Below are 14,220 nucleotides of genomic sequence, written 5' to 3'. Positions count from 1 at the left end.
ACGGGCAAGCTACTACAGGCCTCAGAGGCCCAGCCCTCAGCTGATGCCGGCCGCCACCGCCACCATCACGGCCACCAGCACCAGGCCGCCGATCAGCAGCATCCGGTTGGCGCCGCTGGTCTCCCCCGCCTCCTGGAGCACCATGCGGGGCTCCTTGGCGAAGGCGTTGAGCTTGCCGCCGTCTTCTTCGGTGACCTGCATGGCTGGGGATCGGTTTGCGGCAAACCCTATGGAGCGGGCCGGCGATCGGCCCGATCGTCAATGGTTCGTCACACGCCCCTCCAGGGGAGAACTGGCCCGGGCCTCGGCCCGCTGCGGCAGCCGGCCCGCCAGCAGGGCGGTGCGACCGGCTTCGGTGGCCAGGGCCATCGCCCGTGCCATCGCCGGCGGGTCCCCCGCCAGGGCGATGGCGCTGTTGATCAGCAGGGCGTCGGCGCCCATCTCCATGGCCTGGGCGGCCTCACTGGGCACCCCCAGCCCCGCATCCACCACCACCGGCACGCCGGCGTTCTCGATGATCAGGGCGATGTTGGCGGCGTTGCGGATGCCCTGGCCCGAACCGATCGGCGACCCCAGCGGCATCACCGTGGCGCAGCCGGCCTCCTCCAGCCGCTTGGCCAGCAGTGGATCGGCGTTGATGTAGGGCAGCACGGCGAAGCCTTCTTTCACCAGCTGCTCGGCCGCCTCGAGGGTGCCGAAGGGATCCGGGAGCAGGTGGCGGGAGTCGGGGATCACCTCCAGCTTGACGAAATTGTTGTCCTCCTGGCCCGCCAGCCGCGCCAGCTCCCGGCCCAGCCGCGCCACCCGCACGGCCTCCTCGGCGGTGGCGCAGCCGGCTGTGTTGGGCAGCATCCAGATGCGGTTCCAGTCGATCGCCTCCATCAGGCCGCCGTGGCCCGGGGCGCCGCTCTGCACCCGCCGCACCGCCACGGTGACGATCTCGCAGCCACTGGCCTCCAGGCTGGCCTGCATCGTCTCCAGGCTCGGGTACTTGCCGGTGCCGGTCATCAGGCGGCTGCGGAAGTGGCGGCCGGCGATCACCAGATCGTCACGGGAGGTCAGGGGGGCGATGGCGGTCACGGTCGGGGGCCTGCGGCGGACGGGCGCATCCCGATTAGTCTGCCTTCTGCCACTGAGACCCACGCCATGCCGGTGCCCCTGGCCGCCGTGCCCCTGCTGCTCGCCGCCAGCCCGGTCTTCGCCGCCAGCCCGGTGCTTGCCGCCAGCCCCCTGCCGGCGGATGGATTCGTGCCCTTCACGGCCCCCGAGATCCAGGCCATCAACCAGGACGGCGGCACCAACGGCGAAGTCGAGACCTTCGATCCGATCGCCCGGGCCCGGCTGATCGCCGAGCAGATGCCCCGCCGCTGGAGCGGCCGCTACCAGTCCTTCAGCGGCGGGCCCGCCGTGCCCGTCCAGCTGCGGATCGACGGGGCCACCCCGATGGGCCAGATGGTGGATCTGCGGGGGGCGATGGCCGTCGGCGGGGTCGAATCCCCGGTGCAGGGCAACCTCAACGCCAAGTCGGATCAGCTCGACCTGCTGCTGCTGGGGGACCCCCTCGGCGGCGCCCTGGAGCCCGGTGGCGCCTTTCAGAGCGTGCAGGGCCTGTCGCTGAGCGGCTGGCGCGCGCCCCGTCTGACCACCCCAGGCGGCCGGCTGCAGCTGGTGCCGGAGCGCACGGCCCAGGCCCCAGCCACTGCCGATCCCGCCCCGGTGCGCGGCCTCTGGTGATCCAAGCCGTGGCGCCGGCCACCGGGCCGGCCATGGCGGCGGCAGCCAGTCCGGCCGGTGGGCGTCAGGAGGCCTTGCCCTTCTCGCCCTCCTCCCGGCCACTGCGCCGTTCCAGGATCGCGAGCCGCTTGCGGGCCGTCTTGTTGGTGGCCTCCAGCTCCAGCACCTTCTCGTAGAGGCTGCGGGCCTCGTCGGCCTTCGACTGCTTCTCGAGGGCGAAGGCCAGATTGTTGAGGGCCACCGGGTAGTCGGCCTTGGCCCGCAGGGCCGCCCGGTAGTGACGCACGGCGGCGCTGTAGTTGTTCTGGGCCGCCAGGGTGAAGCCGAGGGCGTTCTCCATCAGGGCCCGCGCCTCGGCAGGGACCTTCTCGGCGTCGGCCAGCTTCAGGGCCTGCTTGAGGTTGCCCTGGGCCTCGGTGTAGAGGCGCTTGCGCAGCTGCACCGAGGCAAGCTCATAGAGGGTGGAGGCATCCCTGGGGCCGCCAGCGGCCTTGTCGTTGCCTCCGAGGCGGGCCAGCGCAAGCTCATCCCGCCGCACCCGCAGGATCTGGCGGCCGACCACGATGGCGGCCACGCCCAGGAGGGCGATCAGGCCGAGCAGGTAGGCCTGGGGCAGCAGATCGGTCATCGGTGCCGGCCGGACGGTCGGGGCTGGGGGGACGGCGTCAGTGGCCTGCCGCGGTGGCCACGGCGGTGAAGCTGGCGGGATCGGCCACGGCCAGCTGGGCCAGCATCTTGCGGTTCAGGCGCACGTCGGCCCGCTTGAGCCCACCGATCAGCTTGCTGTAGCTGAGTCCGTTCATGCGGGCAGCGGCGTTGATCCGGGCGATCCAGAGGCGGCGGAAGTCACGCTTGCGGCGGCGACGGTCGCGGTAGGCATTGCAGAGGGCCTTCATGACCCGCTGGTTGGCGGTGCGGAACAGGCTGCCGTTGCTCCCCTGGAAGCCGCGGGCGAGGCGAAGGATCTTGTTGCGGCGTTTGCGGGCGACGTTGCCCCTCTTGACGCGGGCCATGGGAGGTGAGCTTGGGGTAGGAAACGGGGTGGAGAAACAGGAAGGCGGACGCTCCGAAGGCAGTCCGACCGGACTCAGCCGGCGTAGGGCAGCATCCGGGCCACGTTGTCGTGGTCACGATCGTCAACCACCGCCATCGTCCCCAGGTAGCGCTTGCGCTTGGGGCTCTTGTGATCGAGCAGGTGGTTGAGGAAGGCACGCCGGCGCATGAACTTGCCGGTGCCGGTGGCCTTGAACCGCTTCGCGGCCGCTTTGCGGGTCTTGAGCTTCGGCATCTCGGTAGGCGCAGGCACAAACAAGCACACTACGACGCGGGTGAACCCTCCTCCAACCCCCCTGCCCGTCGATGTCGCTGCGTCCCCGCGTCCTGCCCCGGCTGCTGCTGGCGGCGGCGCTCCTGTTCCCGGTCGGCTGCCGGGCCGAGCAGGGGCCGCCCGCCCTGACGCCGCCACCCCCTCCGGACGCCCGGTCCCCTGGGGAGACCAGCCTGATGCACTGGCCGGTGGCCCGGCCGGAACCGGTCACGGCGGCCCGTCCGGTGCTGGCGGTGGCCCTGGCGGCCCGCCTGGGTCCGGCGGCAGGAGACGCCCCCGCCGCGGCGCCCCTGCGCCTGCGCAGCAACGAGGGCCTGCTCACCCTGATCGACGCCAATGGCCAGCGCTTCCAGGCGCCCTCCCTGGTGCTGCACTGGCGCCGGGAGTCGCTGCCAGGGCCCGTGGCGCTGCGGCGCCGGGTGCTGGGTCCGTTCGCCAGCTTCGAGAGCGCCGAGCAGGCGGCCGGGTTGTGGCGTTCGGTGGGGGTGGCGGCCGTGATCGCCCGGCCCCGCGAGTGGGAGGTGTGGGCCCCGGTCGGGGCCCCCGACCCCGCTGCGCTGCCCGAGGGGCTGCGCCTGCAGGCGTACGAACGGACGGTCAGCGAGCGCGTCGGCCTGGAGCTGCGCCGGGCCCAGGGGGTGGTGCCCCTGGCCGGGCCGATCCGGGTCGAGGCCCCCGGCGGCCTGCTTTGGAACCAGGGGGTGTACGCCGGCCCCTTCCAGCTGCTGAGTGACGCCCACGGCGGCTGGAGCCTGGTGGAGCAGGTCCCCCTGGAGCGCTACCTGGAGGGTGTGGTGCCCCACGAGATCGGGGCCGGGGTGCCGGCGGCGGCCCTGGAAGCCCAGGCCGTGCTGGCCCGCACCTGGGCGGTGCGCAACCAGCACCGCTTCGCGGCGGACGGCTACCACCTCTGCGCCGACACCCAGTGCCAGGTGTACAGCGACCCGCGCGATGCCGGCGCCGCCGTGCGCCAGGCCATCGCCGCCACCCGGCTGGCCGTGCTGATGGGTGCCGATGGACCCATCCACGCCGTCTACCACGCCAGCAACGGCGGCATCAGCGCCGGCTACCAGGAGGCCTGGAGCGGGCCGCCGGTCCCGTACCTGAATCCCTTCCCCGATGGGCCTGCCCCCTTCCAGGCCCGCTTCCCGGTGCCCCTGGCGGCCGCCGCCCTGCCGACCCTGCTGCGGGACGGCCAGGCGGCCTGGGGGGCCGACCATCCCGTCTTCCGCTGGCAGCGGCGGCTCACGGCTGCCCAGATCGCCGCCGCCCTCGGGCCGGGGCGGGCGGTGGGCCGTCCCACAGCCCTGAAGGTGCTGGCGCGGGGCCCCAGCGGCCGGGTGCTGGCCCTGGAAGTGCAGGGAACCGGGGGCCGCACGGTGCTGCGGCTGGATGCGATCCGGCGCACCCTGCGCACCCTGCCCAGCACCCTGTTCACCCTGCGGCCGGCGGGCGAGGGGGTCTGGCAGCTGTCCGGCGGGGGCTTCGGCCACGGGGCCGGGCTCTCCCAGGCGGGGGCGATCGATCTGGCCGGTCGCGGCTGGAGTGCCCGGCGGATCCTGGCGCACTACTACCCCGGCACCTCGCTGCAGCCCCTGGGTGCCGGCGGCGATTCCCCCTAGAGTCACCGCCTGCGTGAGGTTCACCATGGCTGCCGGCGGCAGTGACAGCGGCAGTGACAGCGGCAGTGGCAGCGATCAACGCCGTGCCAAGGCGGCCCTGTTCCTCGCCTGCTGCGGCCTGGTGGGGATCGCCCCCCACTGGTTGCCGCCGGGCCGCAGCCTGGTGCCGGCCCTCACCCTGGCGACCCTGCTCGGGGGTTACAGCCTCAGGACCGTTCTGCTGCAGGCCTTCCGCCGCAGTCCCAGCGTGGCTCCCGCGGCGGCGGCCCTGACGGCGGACGGCCCGGCCGTCGATGTGGTGGTGGCCGCCCGTGATGAGCAGGCGGTGATCGCCCGGCTCGTGGAGCGCATCGCCGCCCTGCGCTGGCCCCAGGGGCAGCTGACCCTGTGGGTGGTGGATGACGGCAGCGACGATCGCACGCCCGAGCTGCTGGCCGATCTCCAGGGACGCCATCCTTTCCTGCGGGTGCTGCGCCGGCCCCGGGATGCGGGCGGCGGCAAGTCGGGGGCCCTGAACCTGGTGCTGCAGCAGCTGGGCGGCCGCTGGATGCTCGTGCTCGACGCCGACGCCGATCTGCAGCCGGATCTGCTGGAGCGCCTCGTGCCCTGGGCGGAGGCCGGGGGCTGGGCGGCGGTGCAGCTGCGCAAGGCGGTGGCCAATGCCCAGACCAACCTGCTCACCACCGCCCAGGCGATGGAGATGGCCTTCGACGCCATGATCCAGGAGGGGCGTCTGGCCAATGGCGGCGTGGCCGAACTGCGGGGCAACGGCCAGCTGCTGTCACGGGAGGCGCTGCTGACGGTCGGCGGCTTCAACGAGGACACGGTGACGGACGATCTCGACCTGAGCTTCCGTCTGCTGCTCGAGGGTCTGCCGATCGGCGTGCTCTGGGATCCGCCGGTGCAGGAGGAGGCCGTGCTGACCCTGCCGGCCCTCTGGCGCCAGCGCCAGCGCTGGGCCGAGGGCGGTCTGCAGCGCTTCTTCGACTACGGCCCCGGCCTGCTGTCCGACCGGCTCGGGTTCAGCCAGAAACTCGATCTCACCTGCTTCTTCCTGCTGCAGTACGTGCTGCCGGTGGTGGCCAGCGCCGACCTGATCGGCACCCTGCTCACCCGCACGGCCCCCACCATGTGGCCGTTCTCGATCGTGGCCCTGGCCCTCTCGGGCATGGCGATCGCCACGGGCTGCCGCCGGCCGTCGGAGGGTCCCCCCCTGCCGGCGATGAACCCCCTCAGTGCCGGGCTCGGCATCCTCTACCTGGTCCACTGGTTCCTGGTGATCCCCTGGGTGACCCTGAAGATGGCCCTGCTGCCCAAGAAGCTGGTCTGGGTCAAGACCCTGCACCTGGGACAGGACCATGGCGATCCGCTGGCCCCGGCCGACCCCGGCGAGGGGGCGGTGGATTCCGATCCCGAGCTCGCCTCGGAAGCCAGCCATGTCTGAGGGCGCGGCAGCCCGCTGGCCGGGCGGGTCGCCATGAGCCGCGGTCGGGGGCCCGGCGAGCGGAAGGAGAGTCCGACCCCGCCGTCATCGGCACCGCTGGTGTCCGTGATCATCCCCAGTTACAACGCGATTCGCTACATCCAGGACACCATTGCCTCCGTCTATGCGCAGGCGCACCGGCCCCTGGAGGTGATCGTCGTCGATGACGGCTCGACGGACGGTTCGTGGGAGCTGCTGGAGCAGCTTCAGGCCACCACGTTTCCGGAGCTGCTGGTTCTGTGTCACCCGGGTCGTGAGAACCGGGGCGAAACGATCGCCCGGGCCCTGGCGCTGGGCAGGGCGTCGGGCCAGTTCATCGCGGTGCTCGATGCCGACGACCTGTTTCGGCCTGGGAAGCTGGAGCGTCAGCTGCAGGCCCTTGGCCAGCACCCCGATGTCGTGCTCTGCCATACGGCGGTGGAGGTGGTGGGTGACACCAGCCGGTCCAGCTACTTCCAGTCCCACTTCAACAACAACCCGGACGGGCCCTATCGCTTCTCCCATCTCTCCGAGTATCTGATCAGAAACAGGATCTGCAATTCCTCGGTTCTCGTCAGGGCGGAGGCCCTGCGATCGATCTCCTGGGCGACGAATCTGGTGCTGGGCTTCGGCGACTGGCTGTGCTGGGCTCTGCTGGCCCAGCGGGGGCGCTTTCTGTATCTGGACCAGCCCCTCACCGGCTATCGGGTCCATTCCGATTCCAAGACCACCGCCTTCGCCAGGCACAAGCTGCGGCGGCTGTTCGCCCTGCTGGAGTTCAAGCTGGCCCTGCTGGCCCGACTGGAGCAGCCCGTGCTGGCGGCCAGGGTGTTTCTGTCTCTCTGCGAGACGATTCGACTGATGATCGTCGAGTATCTCTGGGATCCGGCCGGGCACGTCTACGGCAACCCGCCGATCACCATCAACCCGGTCGTGCGCCTGCTGCTGCTCGCCGGCAAGGTGGCGCGCTGGGCCGGCCACGTCCCACGGCGGCTGCGGGGTGGCCGGATGTCGCCCTGAGGCCCTCAGGTTCCGGGCCGGTGCGGCCGTTCGTGATCAGAGCAGTCCGGCATCGCCGTTGAGGCCGCTGATCACCTCACCGTTGAAGAACTCGGCCAGACGCGTGGCCTGGGCATCGATGGCTGCGGGCATGGGCGCCGGCACGGCCGCCGTGGCGGCCCTGGGTTCGTCGGGCTGTTCCCTGGCCGCCGGGGGCGGCGTCGCCGGGGGGGCAGGCCGGTGATCGGCCGCCGGGGGGCTGGGGGTGGAGGGCCTGGCGGCGGCCGGAGCGGCGGTGGCCGGAGCAACGCTGGCTGTGGTCGTGGCTGCGGCTGTGGCTGTGGTGGGCCGGGCGGAGGAGGCCACGGGTGGGCGGGCCGGGGCCGGTGGAGCCTGGGGGCTGGTCGGCCGGGCGCCGGGGGCGTCGCTCCCCGCCTCCAGGGTCAGCTGGCGCGGGCTTCCCAGGGCGCTGGCCACCGCTTTCTCCAGCAGGGGCAGGCGGCTCTGAACCATGGCCATCCAGGTTCCGGCCACCCGCACCACCGCCCGCCGCTCATCCAGCCGCAGCAGCTGGGCCTGCTGGGAGAGCAGCATCCGGGTGGAGGGGAGTTCCAGCCCGGCGAGGATCTGCTGCCACAGTTCGGCCAGATCCTCGCCGGCGGGCGCCGGTCCCTCCGGGGCGGTCGCCGGATCCGGTGGGGGAGCGGCCGGCACGGTCCCGGCGGTGGCCGCCGGGGCCATGGCCGGGGTCGGATCCGGGGGTGCCGGCGGTGGTGGGGAGGAAGCGGCCGGCACGGGCTCCGGGCTGCGGCTGACCCGCTGGCCTTCGACGGGCGGCTGCGGTCCCGCCGGGGCGGCGGCGGGTGCGGCGGCCACGGCGGCCGGTTCGGCGAGCAGGCCCAGCAGCAGCACCTCCAGCCATAGCCGCGGCTGGACGCTGTGGCGCAGCAGCTGTTCGCTGCCCTTGAGCTGGGACTGCCACCGCAGCAGGCGGGCCTTGCCGATCCGGCGCGCCACCTCCGGCAGCCGCGGCCGCAGCTCGGGTGTCACGCTCGTGAGCTCCAGCCGGTCGGGCGCCACCCCCGCCAGCAGCAGATCCCGCAGCAGGCTGACCAGCCCCTGCAGCACGGCGGCCGGTTCCCGCCCCCGGTCCAGCAGTTCCCGGCAGCCCTCCACCACCTGGAGGGGATCCGCCGCCGCCATGGCCTCGGCCAGCTGCAGCAGTTCCACTTCCGGCACCGCGCCCAGCAGGTCCCACACCGCGGCGGCGGCGATCGGCGCCGGCAGCAGGCTGAGCTGGTCGAGCAGGCTCTCGGCGTCCCGCAGACCCCCCTGGGAGCGCTGGGCCACCAGGTGCAGGGCCTCCGGGGTGATGCCGATGGACTCCTCGGCGGCGATCCACTCCAGATGCCCCACCAGGGCCTCCAGGGGGATCCGGCGGAAATCGAAGCGCTGGCAGCGGCTCAGGATGGTAGGCAGCACCCGCTGGGGGTCGGTGGTGGCCAGCACGAACACCACCCGTGGCGGCGGTTCCTCCAGGGTCTTGAGCAGGGCGTTGAAGGCGGCGGTGGAGAGCATGTGGCACTCGTCCACCACATAGACCTTCCAGCGCGCCTGGACCGGGGCGAAGCGGGAGCGTTCGATCAGCTCCCGGATGTTGTCGACGCCGGTGTTGGAGGCGGCGTCGATCTCGATCACATCAAGGGCGTTGCCGGCGGCGATGTCCAGGCACAGCTGACAGCGCCCGCAGGGCTCCGGGGTCGGGCCCGGGCTGGCCAGACAGTTGAGCGAGCGAGCCAGGATTCGGGCGCTGGAGGTCTTGCCCGTGCCGCGGGGCCCGCTGAACAGGTAGGCGGGGGCGATCCGGTTCTGGAGCAGGGCCTGGCTGAGGGTGTCGGCCACCGCCTTCTGGCCCACCAGCTGGTCAAAGCGCTGGGGCCGGTACTTGTGATGAAGGGGCTCGTAGGCCTGGACCATGCACCCTGCCCTGACCGGACAGGGAGCCTAAGGCGGACCGCCTTCGGGCGGATCGGCGGGGCTGCTCAGCGGTAGGTGGCGTGGATGTGCTCCTGGATCGGCGGATGTCGGTCGTACTGATGCAGGATCGCCGGGACCCGACCATCCACCTCCACGAGCCCGTCGCCATTGACCCGCAGGTGCTCCCCCCCCGCCTGGGCGACGGTGGCGACGAAGCCGTTCCACGGCACCGTCTGGAAGGGGAAGCCGTCGAGGAGAAGCATCTTGATGTGAAAGGCCTGATCCCAGACCGGCAGGGTGTCGAGGCATTTGTCCTGCATCACCCGGATGGTTTCCCGGCAGAAGGCGTCGAGATACTCCCGCATCGACCCGATGGTGCCGATCGAAACCCCCGAGCAGACGGAGACCCTGTCGGCGAGCTGCTGGAAGATCTCCTCGCCGTAGGCCGCCTTGATCCAGACCGCGTTGGAGTGGCAGTCCCTGACCTTGAGGATCTCGTCCCCCGTGTAGCGACCGGAACCCACATGGGCAAACGGGTCGGATTGAAAGATCACATCACGCACATCGGCCAGCAGGACGGAGCCCATGTCCCCGTTGTCGCGCTCAGCCAGCAGGTCCCGGGCGGCGAAGTAACGCCGCAGGCAGACATGGACGTTGAGCAGGCTGAGGCCGAGAACGGACGGCCGGTCGTGGCGGATGATCGGCCGCAGGCCGAGCTTGCTCTTGAGCAGCAGCAGGGCGATGAGCTTGGCCTTCTTCAGACGTTGCCGGACCTGGCTTGGCGTTCCGTTCTCTGCCGGCCGGCGTGATCGCTTCCTTTCGGGGATCTGGAAGAAACGGAGGTTGGGATAGCGCTCGTTGAGGATGGCGTAGCGCACCGCATCGGACGGTGAGGTGATGATCGTCACCTCGGCTTCCTTGCAGGCCCGCTGTGCTGACTCCAGGAACGGGATCAGCTGGACAGGGTGATAACCGAAGGAAGAGGTGATGATGAGATTCTTCACGCATCCGAAAGGATGGTCCTTCTTTGATCCTACATCGCATTCGCAATCGGGCCGCATCCATGGGGGTGTTCTCACTTTGGCGGCCACCGTTCTGTGCCGGGGGCGTTGCCATGGGTGCCGACAGAAAGGGCCGACGGAACCGGGCCGATCCTGTAGGGTGGCGGAGACATTTGGCCGACAGAGTCTTTCCCGGTGGCGATCATTTCCCTGGAAAAGAAGTTCATCTTCATCTCCAACGGCAAGACCGGAACAACATCCATCGAGAATCAGTTGGGCCCCTACGGTGATGTGGATGGGCTCAACACCGGTCTGCCGGGTCTCTGGGCCAACAAGCACATGCCGCCGGCAGTTCTGCGCGCCCTGCTGCCCGGCCCTGTCTGGGAGTCCTGCTTCAAGTTCGTCTTCGTGCGCCATCCCCTCGACTGGTTCACCTCCCAGTTCGCCTACAACCTGGCGCCGCGCTGCGGTTCGCCCCCGGCGGTGGAGCCCCCCGGGAGGGCCAGGTCGGTGCTGCGGCGCCTGGCGGGCCGGCGGGTCGATCGCCCGGCGACCCCGCTCCCGGCCCAGCCGCCTCCGCCCGTCGCCCGTAGACGCTTCACGCTGGAGGACGTCAACCTTCTCCACGGCCAGCTGCACCGCTATCGGGGACTGCCGATGGCCCCGACCCTGTTCCAGACCTCCTACGTCTGCAGTCCCGACGGCGAAGTGATCGTGGACTTTATCGGCCGCTTCGAAACCCTCGCGGCCGACTTCGAGAGCGTCAGCCGCCGCCTCGGCTGCCAGCTGACCCTGCCGCACCTGAACGCCACCGATCACCTGCCGCCCGGCGAGGCCTTCGAGCCGGAGGCCGAGGCGCGCGTGAGGCAGCTGTGGGCGGTGGATTTCGCGACGCTGGGTTACGACTGATCCGGGCCCTCGGCAGGCACCCCCGGCTCCAGCAGGCGCTGCAGCCGGTCCTCCATCTCCTCCACCGCCGCCAGCTGGTCGGCCAGGCTCTGCCCCGCCAGGCGCAGCCGCTCGTAGGGGTCGCTGCCGGTGGCGAGGCTGCCATCCCGATCCCCTTCGCCCCAGCGCCGTTCGGCCCGGGCCAGCTCCTCCTCCAGACGCTCCTGCAGTCGCTGCCGCAGGCCATCGAGCTGCTCCAGGCTGCGGCGGGCCAGCTCCCGACCCCGGGCCAGCTGCTCGGGATCGAGGCCGCTGGCCAGGGTCTCGGCGAGGGACTGGCCCTGGCGCAGCAGCACCCGCGCCCCGGTGAGCAGGGCGGCCGGCACGAACTGGCCCAGGGCCAGGGCGCCGAGGCTGCCGGTGTGCAGCCAGTCCTCCACCTGGGCGCTGCGATGCCGACCGGTCTTGCACCAGTGGGCGAAATGCTCGCAGTTGTTGAACAGCAGGTTGTAGCGCTGCTCCCCGATGCGGCCCATGGCCCGCCGCAGGGTCACCCCCACCGGCGAGCAGGCCCCCTCCGGATAGGTCACGGCGCTGACGGACTCCCCGCGGCTGAACTCCTGCAGGGGGCTGCGCAGGATTTCCCGGCCCTCCAGGTAGTGGGCCACGGTGCCGTCCCCCAGGTCGATGCCGTGGTGCAGGAACAGGCCGTGCTGGCGGGGGGCCTGCAGGTGGTCGGCGGCGGCCAAGGCGTGGGGCGGAACAGGGGGACTCCGCTCAGCATCGCGTCACCGGTGCGGCCGGGGATTCCCTCCGGGAGTGGGGATAGCCGCTCGCCCGGGTGGGCCGCTGCGCTTGGCGGCTCCCTGCACGCGCCTGAGGAGGTGGAGGAGGGTGGCCCGCCGCTGCCCGGAGAGCCAGAGCCGCTCCGCCGTCCGGTAGCCGCCGTAGCGGTGGCCGCGCCAGTCGAGCAGGCGGGCCAGACCGCGGCCGGAGTTCGGCCATGGCCTCGAAAAGCGGATCGCCCGCCGCACGTTCGCCGTCAGCCGCTCCGTGCCCAGGCGCTTCGCCTGCTCCACCAGCTGGGCGAAGGAGTGGCCCTTCCAGCCCCCCGCCGACCAGAAATGCCAGACCACGGCCTCCGGAGAAAGGTCCCAGGCCGGCAGGACCATGGTGTTGAAGGCGTTCGGCAGCGTGGCCTGGCTCACCAGGCCGCGTTGCAGGGTGGTGTTGAAGGAGGGCTGATCCTGCAGCAGCCCCCCGCCCCGCACCCCCTCCTGCCAGAGCCGATGCCAGGCGGCAAAGAAGGCATGGACGGCGGGGGTGTCCTTCCAGCAGAAGACGCCGCTGTTGAAGTACCGCGTCAGGTCCAGCGGCCAGCCCAGCTCCAGGGCCTGGATCACATGGGGGAGGGTCCGGAGATGCTCGGCCATGTCCCAGCGGTTGTAGTCGGGAACGGCAGCAAAGTCCCAGTCGCCCTGGGGCAGGGCCGTGAGGGAGCCCCGGACGAGGGTGTCGGCGTCGAGGTGGATGCCGCCTCCACCGAGGAAGCGGGGCAGCTGGGTCTTGATCCAGCGATGGCGGTAAACCAGCGATCCCTCCGGCGTCTCCACCGCCTCGAGGCTGTCGCAGAGCCCCGGCAGGCGATGGCCGCTCTCCTGAAGTCGCCGTGAGCTCTCGCTGTCACAGACCAGGCGGACGGGGAGGGAGGGGTTGGTGATCTTCAGCGACAGAATCGAGACCAGCGCCCTATCGGCGTAGACCTCCGACCCTTCGCCCACCGTGAGGAGGTAGACCGCCTGATTGAGCACGCCCCCGTGTCAGGCCGTGGCCTGTTCGCCCCGGTGGCCGTCGAGGTCGGCGGCGGCGCTGATCGGCAGCACCTTGGCCTTGCTGCGCTGCTCCACCAGCTCCCGGGTGATGGTGAAGGTCTGCACATCGCGGCGGGAGGGCAGGTCGTACATCACGTCGAGCATCAGCTCCTCGACGATGCCCCGCAGGGCCCGGGCTCCGGTCTTGCGGCGGTGGGCTTCGGCGGCGATGGCCTCGACGGCCCCCGGTTCGAACTCGAGCCGCACGTTGTCCATGCTCAGCAGCGTCTGGAACTGTTTCACCAGGGCGTCCCGCGGTTCGGTGAGGATCGCCTCCAGGGCGCTGGTGTCGAGGGGTTCGAGCACCGCGCTCACCGGCAGCCGGCCGATGAACTCGGGAATCAGGCCGTAGCGCACCAGATCCTCCGGTTCGAGATGGCGCATCACTTCGCTGGACTGTTTCTCCTTGCCGGCGCGCACCCGGCTGCGTCCATCGGCCGGCAGGAAGCCGATCGCGTTGCGGCCCATCCGCTTCTGGACCAGGTCCTCCAGTCCCACGAAGGCGCCGCCGCAGATGAACAGCACCTGGCTGGTGTCGATCTGGATGCAGTCCTGGTAGGGGTGCTTGCGGCCGCCCTGGGGGGGCACGTTGGCGACGGTGCCCTCGAGCATCTTCAGCAGGGCCTGCTGCACCCCCTCACCGGAGACGTCGCGGGTGATCGAGGGGTTCTCGCTCTTGCGGGCGATCTTGTCGATCTCGTCGATGTAGATGATGCCCCGCTGGGCCTGTTCGACGTCCAGATCAGCCTTCTGCAGCAGGCGCAGCAGGATGTTCTCCACGTCCTCGCCCACGTAGCCCGCCTCGGTGAGGGTGGTGGCATCGGCCACCGCGAAGGGCACATCCAGCATCTCCGCCAGGGACTGGGCCAGGAGGGTCTTGCCGCAGCCGGTGGGGCCGATCAGGAGGATGTTCGACTTGTGCAGGCGGGTGGCCGTCTGGTCCGTCTCGCCCTTGCCGTCCCCCTGCCAGGCGAGCCGCTTGTAGTGGTTGTAGACAGCCACGGCCAGCACCTTCTTGGCCTCCTCCTGGCCCACCACCTGCTGGTCGAGGAAGCTCTTGATCTCCTGGGGCCTGGGGATGGTGGCCAGGGTGGGGGCGGGCCGGGCCGATTTCTTGGCCGGGGCCTTGCGGCCCCCATCGGCCATGGGCCGGCCCGGAGGGCCATGGCCGTGGTGCTCGACCAGTTCCTCGTCGAGGATCTCGTTGCAGAGATCGATGCACTCGTCGCAGATGTAGACGCCAGGCCCGGCGATCAGCTTGCGCACCTGTTCCTGGGACTTGCCGCAGAAGGAGCACTTCAGATGGGCGTCGAACTTGGCCATCGGCAAGGAGGCGGCG

Annotated in this window: 15 protein-coding genes; 5 read left to right on the top strand and 10 right to left on the bottom strand. The window is 71.1% G+C overall.

Annotation, left to right across the window (positions count from 1 at the left end):
• Positions 1–36: 36 nt before the first annotated feature.
• Both psb34 and KBZ08_RS05190 read right to left on the bottom strand, forming a co-directional pair.
• Entirely contained in the window at positions 37–201 is a 165-nt protein-coding gene (psb34, locus tag KBZ08_RS05195) for a photosystem II assembly protein Psb34 (RefSeq protein ID WP_106222129.1), read from the bottom strand.
• A gap of 57 nt (positions 202–258) precedes the next feature.
• Positions 259–1,080: a thiazole synthase gene (locus KBZ08_RS05190; RefSeq protein ID WP_396103676.1), complete on the bottom strand. Its 822-nt coding sequence runs from the start codon at positions 1,078–1,080 to the stop codon at positions 259–261.
• Positions 1,081–1,146: 66 nt separating this feature from the next.
• Between KBZ08_RS05190 and KBZ08_RS05185 the strand changes: the two genes are divergently transcribed.
• The gene (locus KBZ08_RS05185; protein ID WP_254971890.1) at positions 1,147–1,734 is read left to right on the top strand and encodes a hypothetical protein; all 588 of its coding nucleotides are present in this window, start codon (positions 1,147–1,149) and stop codon (positions 1,732–1,734) included.
• A gap of 64 nt (positions 1,735–1,798) precedes the next feature.
• Here KBZ08_RS05185 and KBZ08_RS05180 read toward each other — a convergent pair whose 3' ends face one another.
• The 3 genes from KBZ08_RS05180 to rpmI all read right to left on the bottom strand — a co-directional run bounded on the left by KBZ08_RS05180 (position 1,799) and on the right by rpmI (position 3,022).
• Complete coding sequence (locus KBZ08_RS05180) at positions 1,799–2,362, bottom strand: tetratricopeptide repeat protein (protein WP_106222125.1); 564 nt, start codon at positions 2,360–2,362, stop codon at positions 1,799–1,801.
• A 37-nt stretch (positions 2,363–2,399) separates the two neighbouring features.
• On the bottom strand, positions 2,400–2,747 hold the full coding sequence (gene rplT, locus KBZ08_RS05175; protein WP_015109852.1) for a 50S ribosomal protein L20: 348 nt from the start codon (positions 2,745–2,747) through the stop codon (positions 2,400–2,402).
• A 74-nt stretch (positions 2,748–2,821) separates the two neighbouring features.
• A complete protein-coding gene (gene rpmI, locus KBZ08_RS05170; protein WP_015109851.1) occupies positions 2,822–3,022 on the bottom strand; it encodes a 50S ribosomal protein L35 in 201 nt (66 codons plus the stop codon).
• 71 nt (positions 3,023–3,093) lie between these two features.
• On the opposite strand from rpmI, the gene KBZ08_RS05165 reads away from it, so the two are divergent.
• The 3 genes from KBZ08_RS05165 (at position 3,094) to KBZ08_RS05155 (ending at position 7,165) form a co-directional block, all read left to right on the top strand.
• Positions 3,094–4,683, top strand: a complete 1,590-nt coding sequence (locus tag KBZ08_RS05165; protein WP_254971887.1) for a SpoIID/LytB domain-containing protein — start codon at positions 3,094–3,096, stop codon at positions 4,681–4,683.
• A 25-nt stretch (positions 4,684–4,708) separates the two neighbouring features.
• Positions 4,709–6,127, top strand: a complete 1,419-nt coding sequence (locus tag KBZ08_RS05160; RefSeq protein WP_254971885.1) for a glycosyltransferase family 2 protein — start codon at positions 4,709–4,711, stop codon at positions 6,125–6,127.
• A gap of 99 nt (positions 6,128–6,226) precedes the next feature.
• Positions 6,227–7,165, top strand: coding sequence for a glycosyltransferase (locus tag KBZ08_RS05155; RefSeq protein WP_254971884.1), 939 nt, complete (start codon positions 6,227–6,229; stop codon positions 7,163–7,165).
• Between the two features lie 36 nt (positions 7,166–7,201).
• Here the strand turns inward: KBZ08_RS05155 and KBZ08_RS05150 are convergent, their stop codons facing one another.
• Both KBZ08_RS05150 and KBZ08_RS05145 read right to left on the bottom strand, forming a co-directional pair.
• Positions 7,202–9,121 (bottom strand): DNA polymerase III subunit gamma/tau, encoded by a 1,920-nt coding sequence (locus KBZ08_RS05150; protein ID WP_254971883.1) that lies wholly within the window; start codon positions 9,119–9,121, stop codon positions 7,202–7,204.
• 65 nt (positions 9,122–9,186) lie between these two features.
• Positions 9,187–10,125: a hypothetical protein gene (locus KBZ08_RS05145; RefSeq protein ID WP_254971882.1), complete on the bottom strand. Its 939-nt coding sequence runs from the start codon at positions 10,123–10,125 to the stop codon at positions 9,187–9,189.
• Positions 10,126–10,317: 192 nt separating this feature from the next.
• Here KBZ08_RS05145 and KBZ08_RS05140 point away from each other — a divergent pair, with 192 nt between their 5' ends.
• A complete protein-coding gene (locus KBZ08_RS05140) occupies positions 10,318–11,031 on the top strand; it encodes a hypothetical protein (protein ID WP_254971881.1) in 714 nt (237 codons plus the stop codon).
• Here KBZ08_RS05140 and KBZ08_RS05135 read toward each other — a convergent pair.
• The 3 genes from KBZ08_RS05135 to clpX are packed head-to-tail and all read right to left on the bottom strand — an operon-like array spanning position 11,022 to position 14,204.
• Entirely contained in the window at positions 11,022–11,759 is a 738-nt protein-coding gene (locus KBZ08_RS05135) for a lecithin retinol acyltransferase family protein (RefSeq protein ID WP_106222113.1), read from the bottom strand. The genes KBZ08_RS05140 and KBZ08_RS05135 overlap by 10 nt on opposite strands.
• 39 nt (positions 11,760–11,798) lie before the next feature.
• Positions 11,799–12,821: a hypothetical protein gene (locus KBZ08_RS05130; RefSeq protein ID WP_254971879.1), complete on the bottom strand. Its 1,023-nt coding sequence runs from the start codon at positions 12,819–12,821 to the stop codon at positions 11,799–11,801.
• 9 nt (positions 12,822–12,830) lie between these two features.
• Positions 12,831–14,204: an ATP-dependent protease ATP-binding subunit ClpX gene (clpX, locus tag KBZ08_RS05125; protein ID WP_106222109.1), complete on the bottom strand. Its 1,374-nt coding sequence runs from the start codon at positions 14,202–14,204 to the stop codon at positions 12,831–12,833.
• Positions 14,205–14,220: the final 16 nt, after the last annotated feature.

The organism is Cyanobium sp. Candia 9D4 (assembly GCF_024346155.1).
GTDB classification, from domain to species: domain Bacteria; phylum Cyanobacteriota; class Cyanobacteriia; order PCC-6307; family Cyanobiaceae; genus Cyanobium; species Cyanobium minutissimum.
Note: the sequence above shows the minus strand (reverse complement) of the source record. Positions and strands in the feature narration are given on the sequence as shown.

What these genes read in the sequence shown, in the direction of transcription:
- KBZ08_RS05165 (WP_254971887.1), top strand. Translation starts at nt 3,094, where the DNA reads ATGTCGCTGCGTCCCCGCGTCCTGCCCCGGCTGCTGCTGGCGGCGGCG.
- psb34 (WP_106222129.1), bottom strand. Translation starts at nt 201, where the DNA reads ATGCAGGTCACCGAAGAAGACGGCGGCAAGCTCAACGCCTTCGCCAAG.
- KBZ08_RS05180 (WP_106222125.1), bottom strand. Translation starts at nt 2,362, where the DNA reads ATGACCGATCTGCTGCCCCAGGCCTACCTGCTCGGCCTGATCGCCCTC.
- clpX (WP_106222109.1), bottom strand. Translation starts at nt 14,204, where the DNA reads ATGGCCAAGTTCGACGCCCATCTGAAGTGCTCCTTCTGCGGCAAGTCC.
- rpmI (WP_015109851.1), bottom strand. Translation starts at nt 3,022, where the DNA reads ATGCCGAAGCTCAAGACCCGCAAAGCGGCCGCGAAGCGGTTCAAGGCC.
- KBZ08_RS05160 (WP_254971885.1), top strand. Translation starts at nt 4,709, where the DNA reads ATGGCTGCCGGCGGCAGTGACAGCGGCAGTGACAGCGGCAGTGGCAGC.
- KBZ08_RS05185 (WP_254971890.1), top strand. Translation starts at nt 1,147, where the DNA reads ATGCCGGTGCCCCTGGCCGCCGTGCCCCTGCTGCTCGCCGCCAGCCCG.
- KBZ08_RS05150 (WP_254971883.1), bottom strand. Translation starts at nt 9,121, where the DNA reads ATGGTCCAGGCCTACGAGCCCCTTCATCACAAGTACCGGCCCCAGCGC.
- rplT (WP_015109852.1), bottom strand. Translation starts at nt 2,747, where the DNA reads ATGGCCCGCGTCAAGAGGGGCAACGTCGCCCGCAAACGCCGCAACAAG.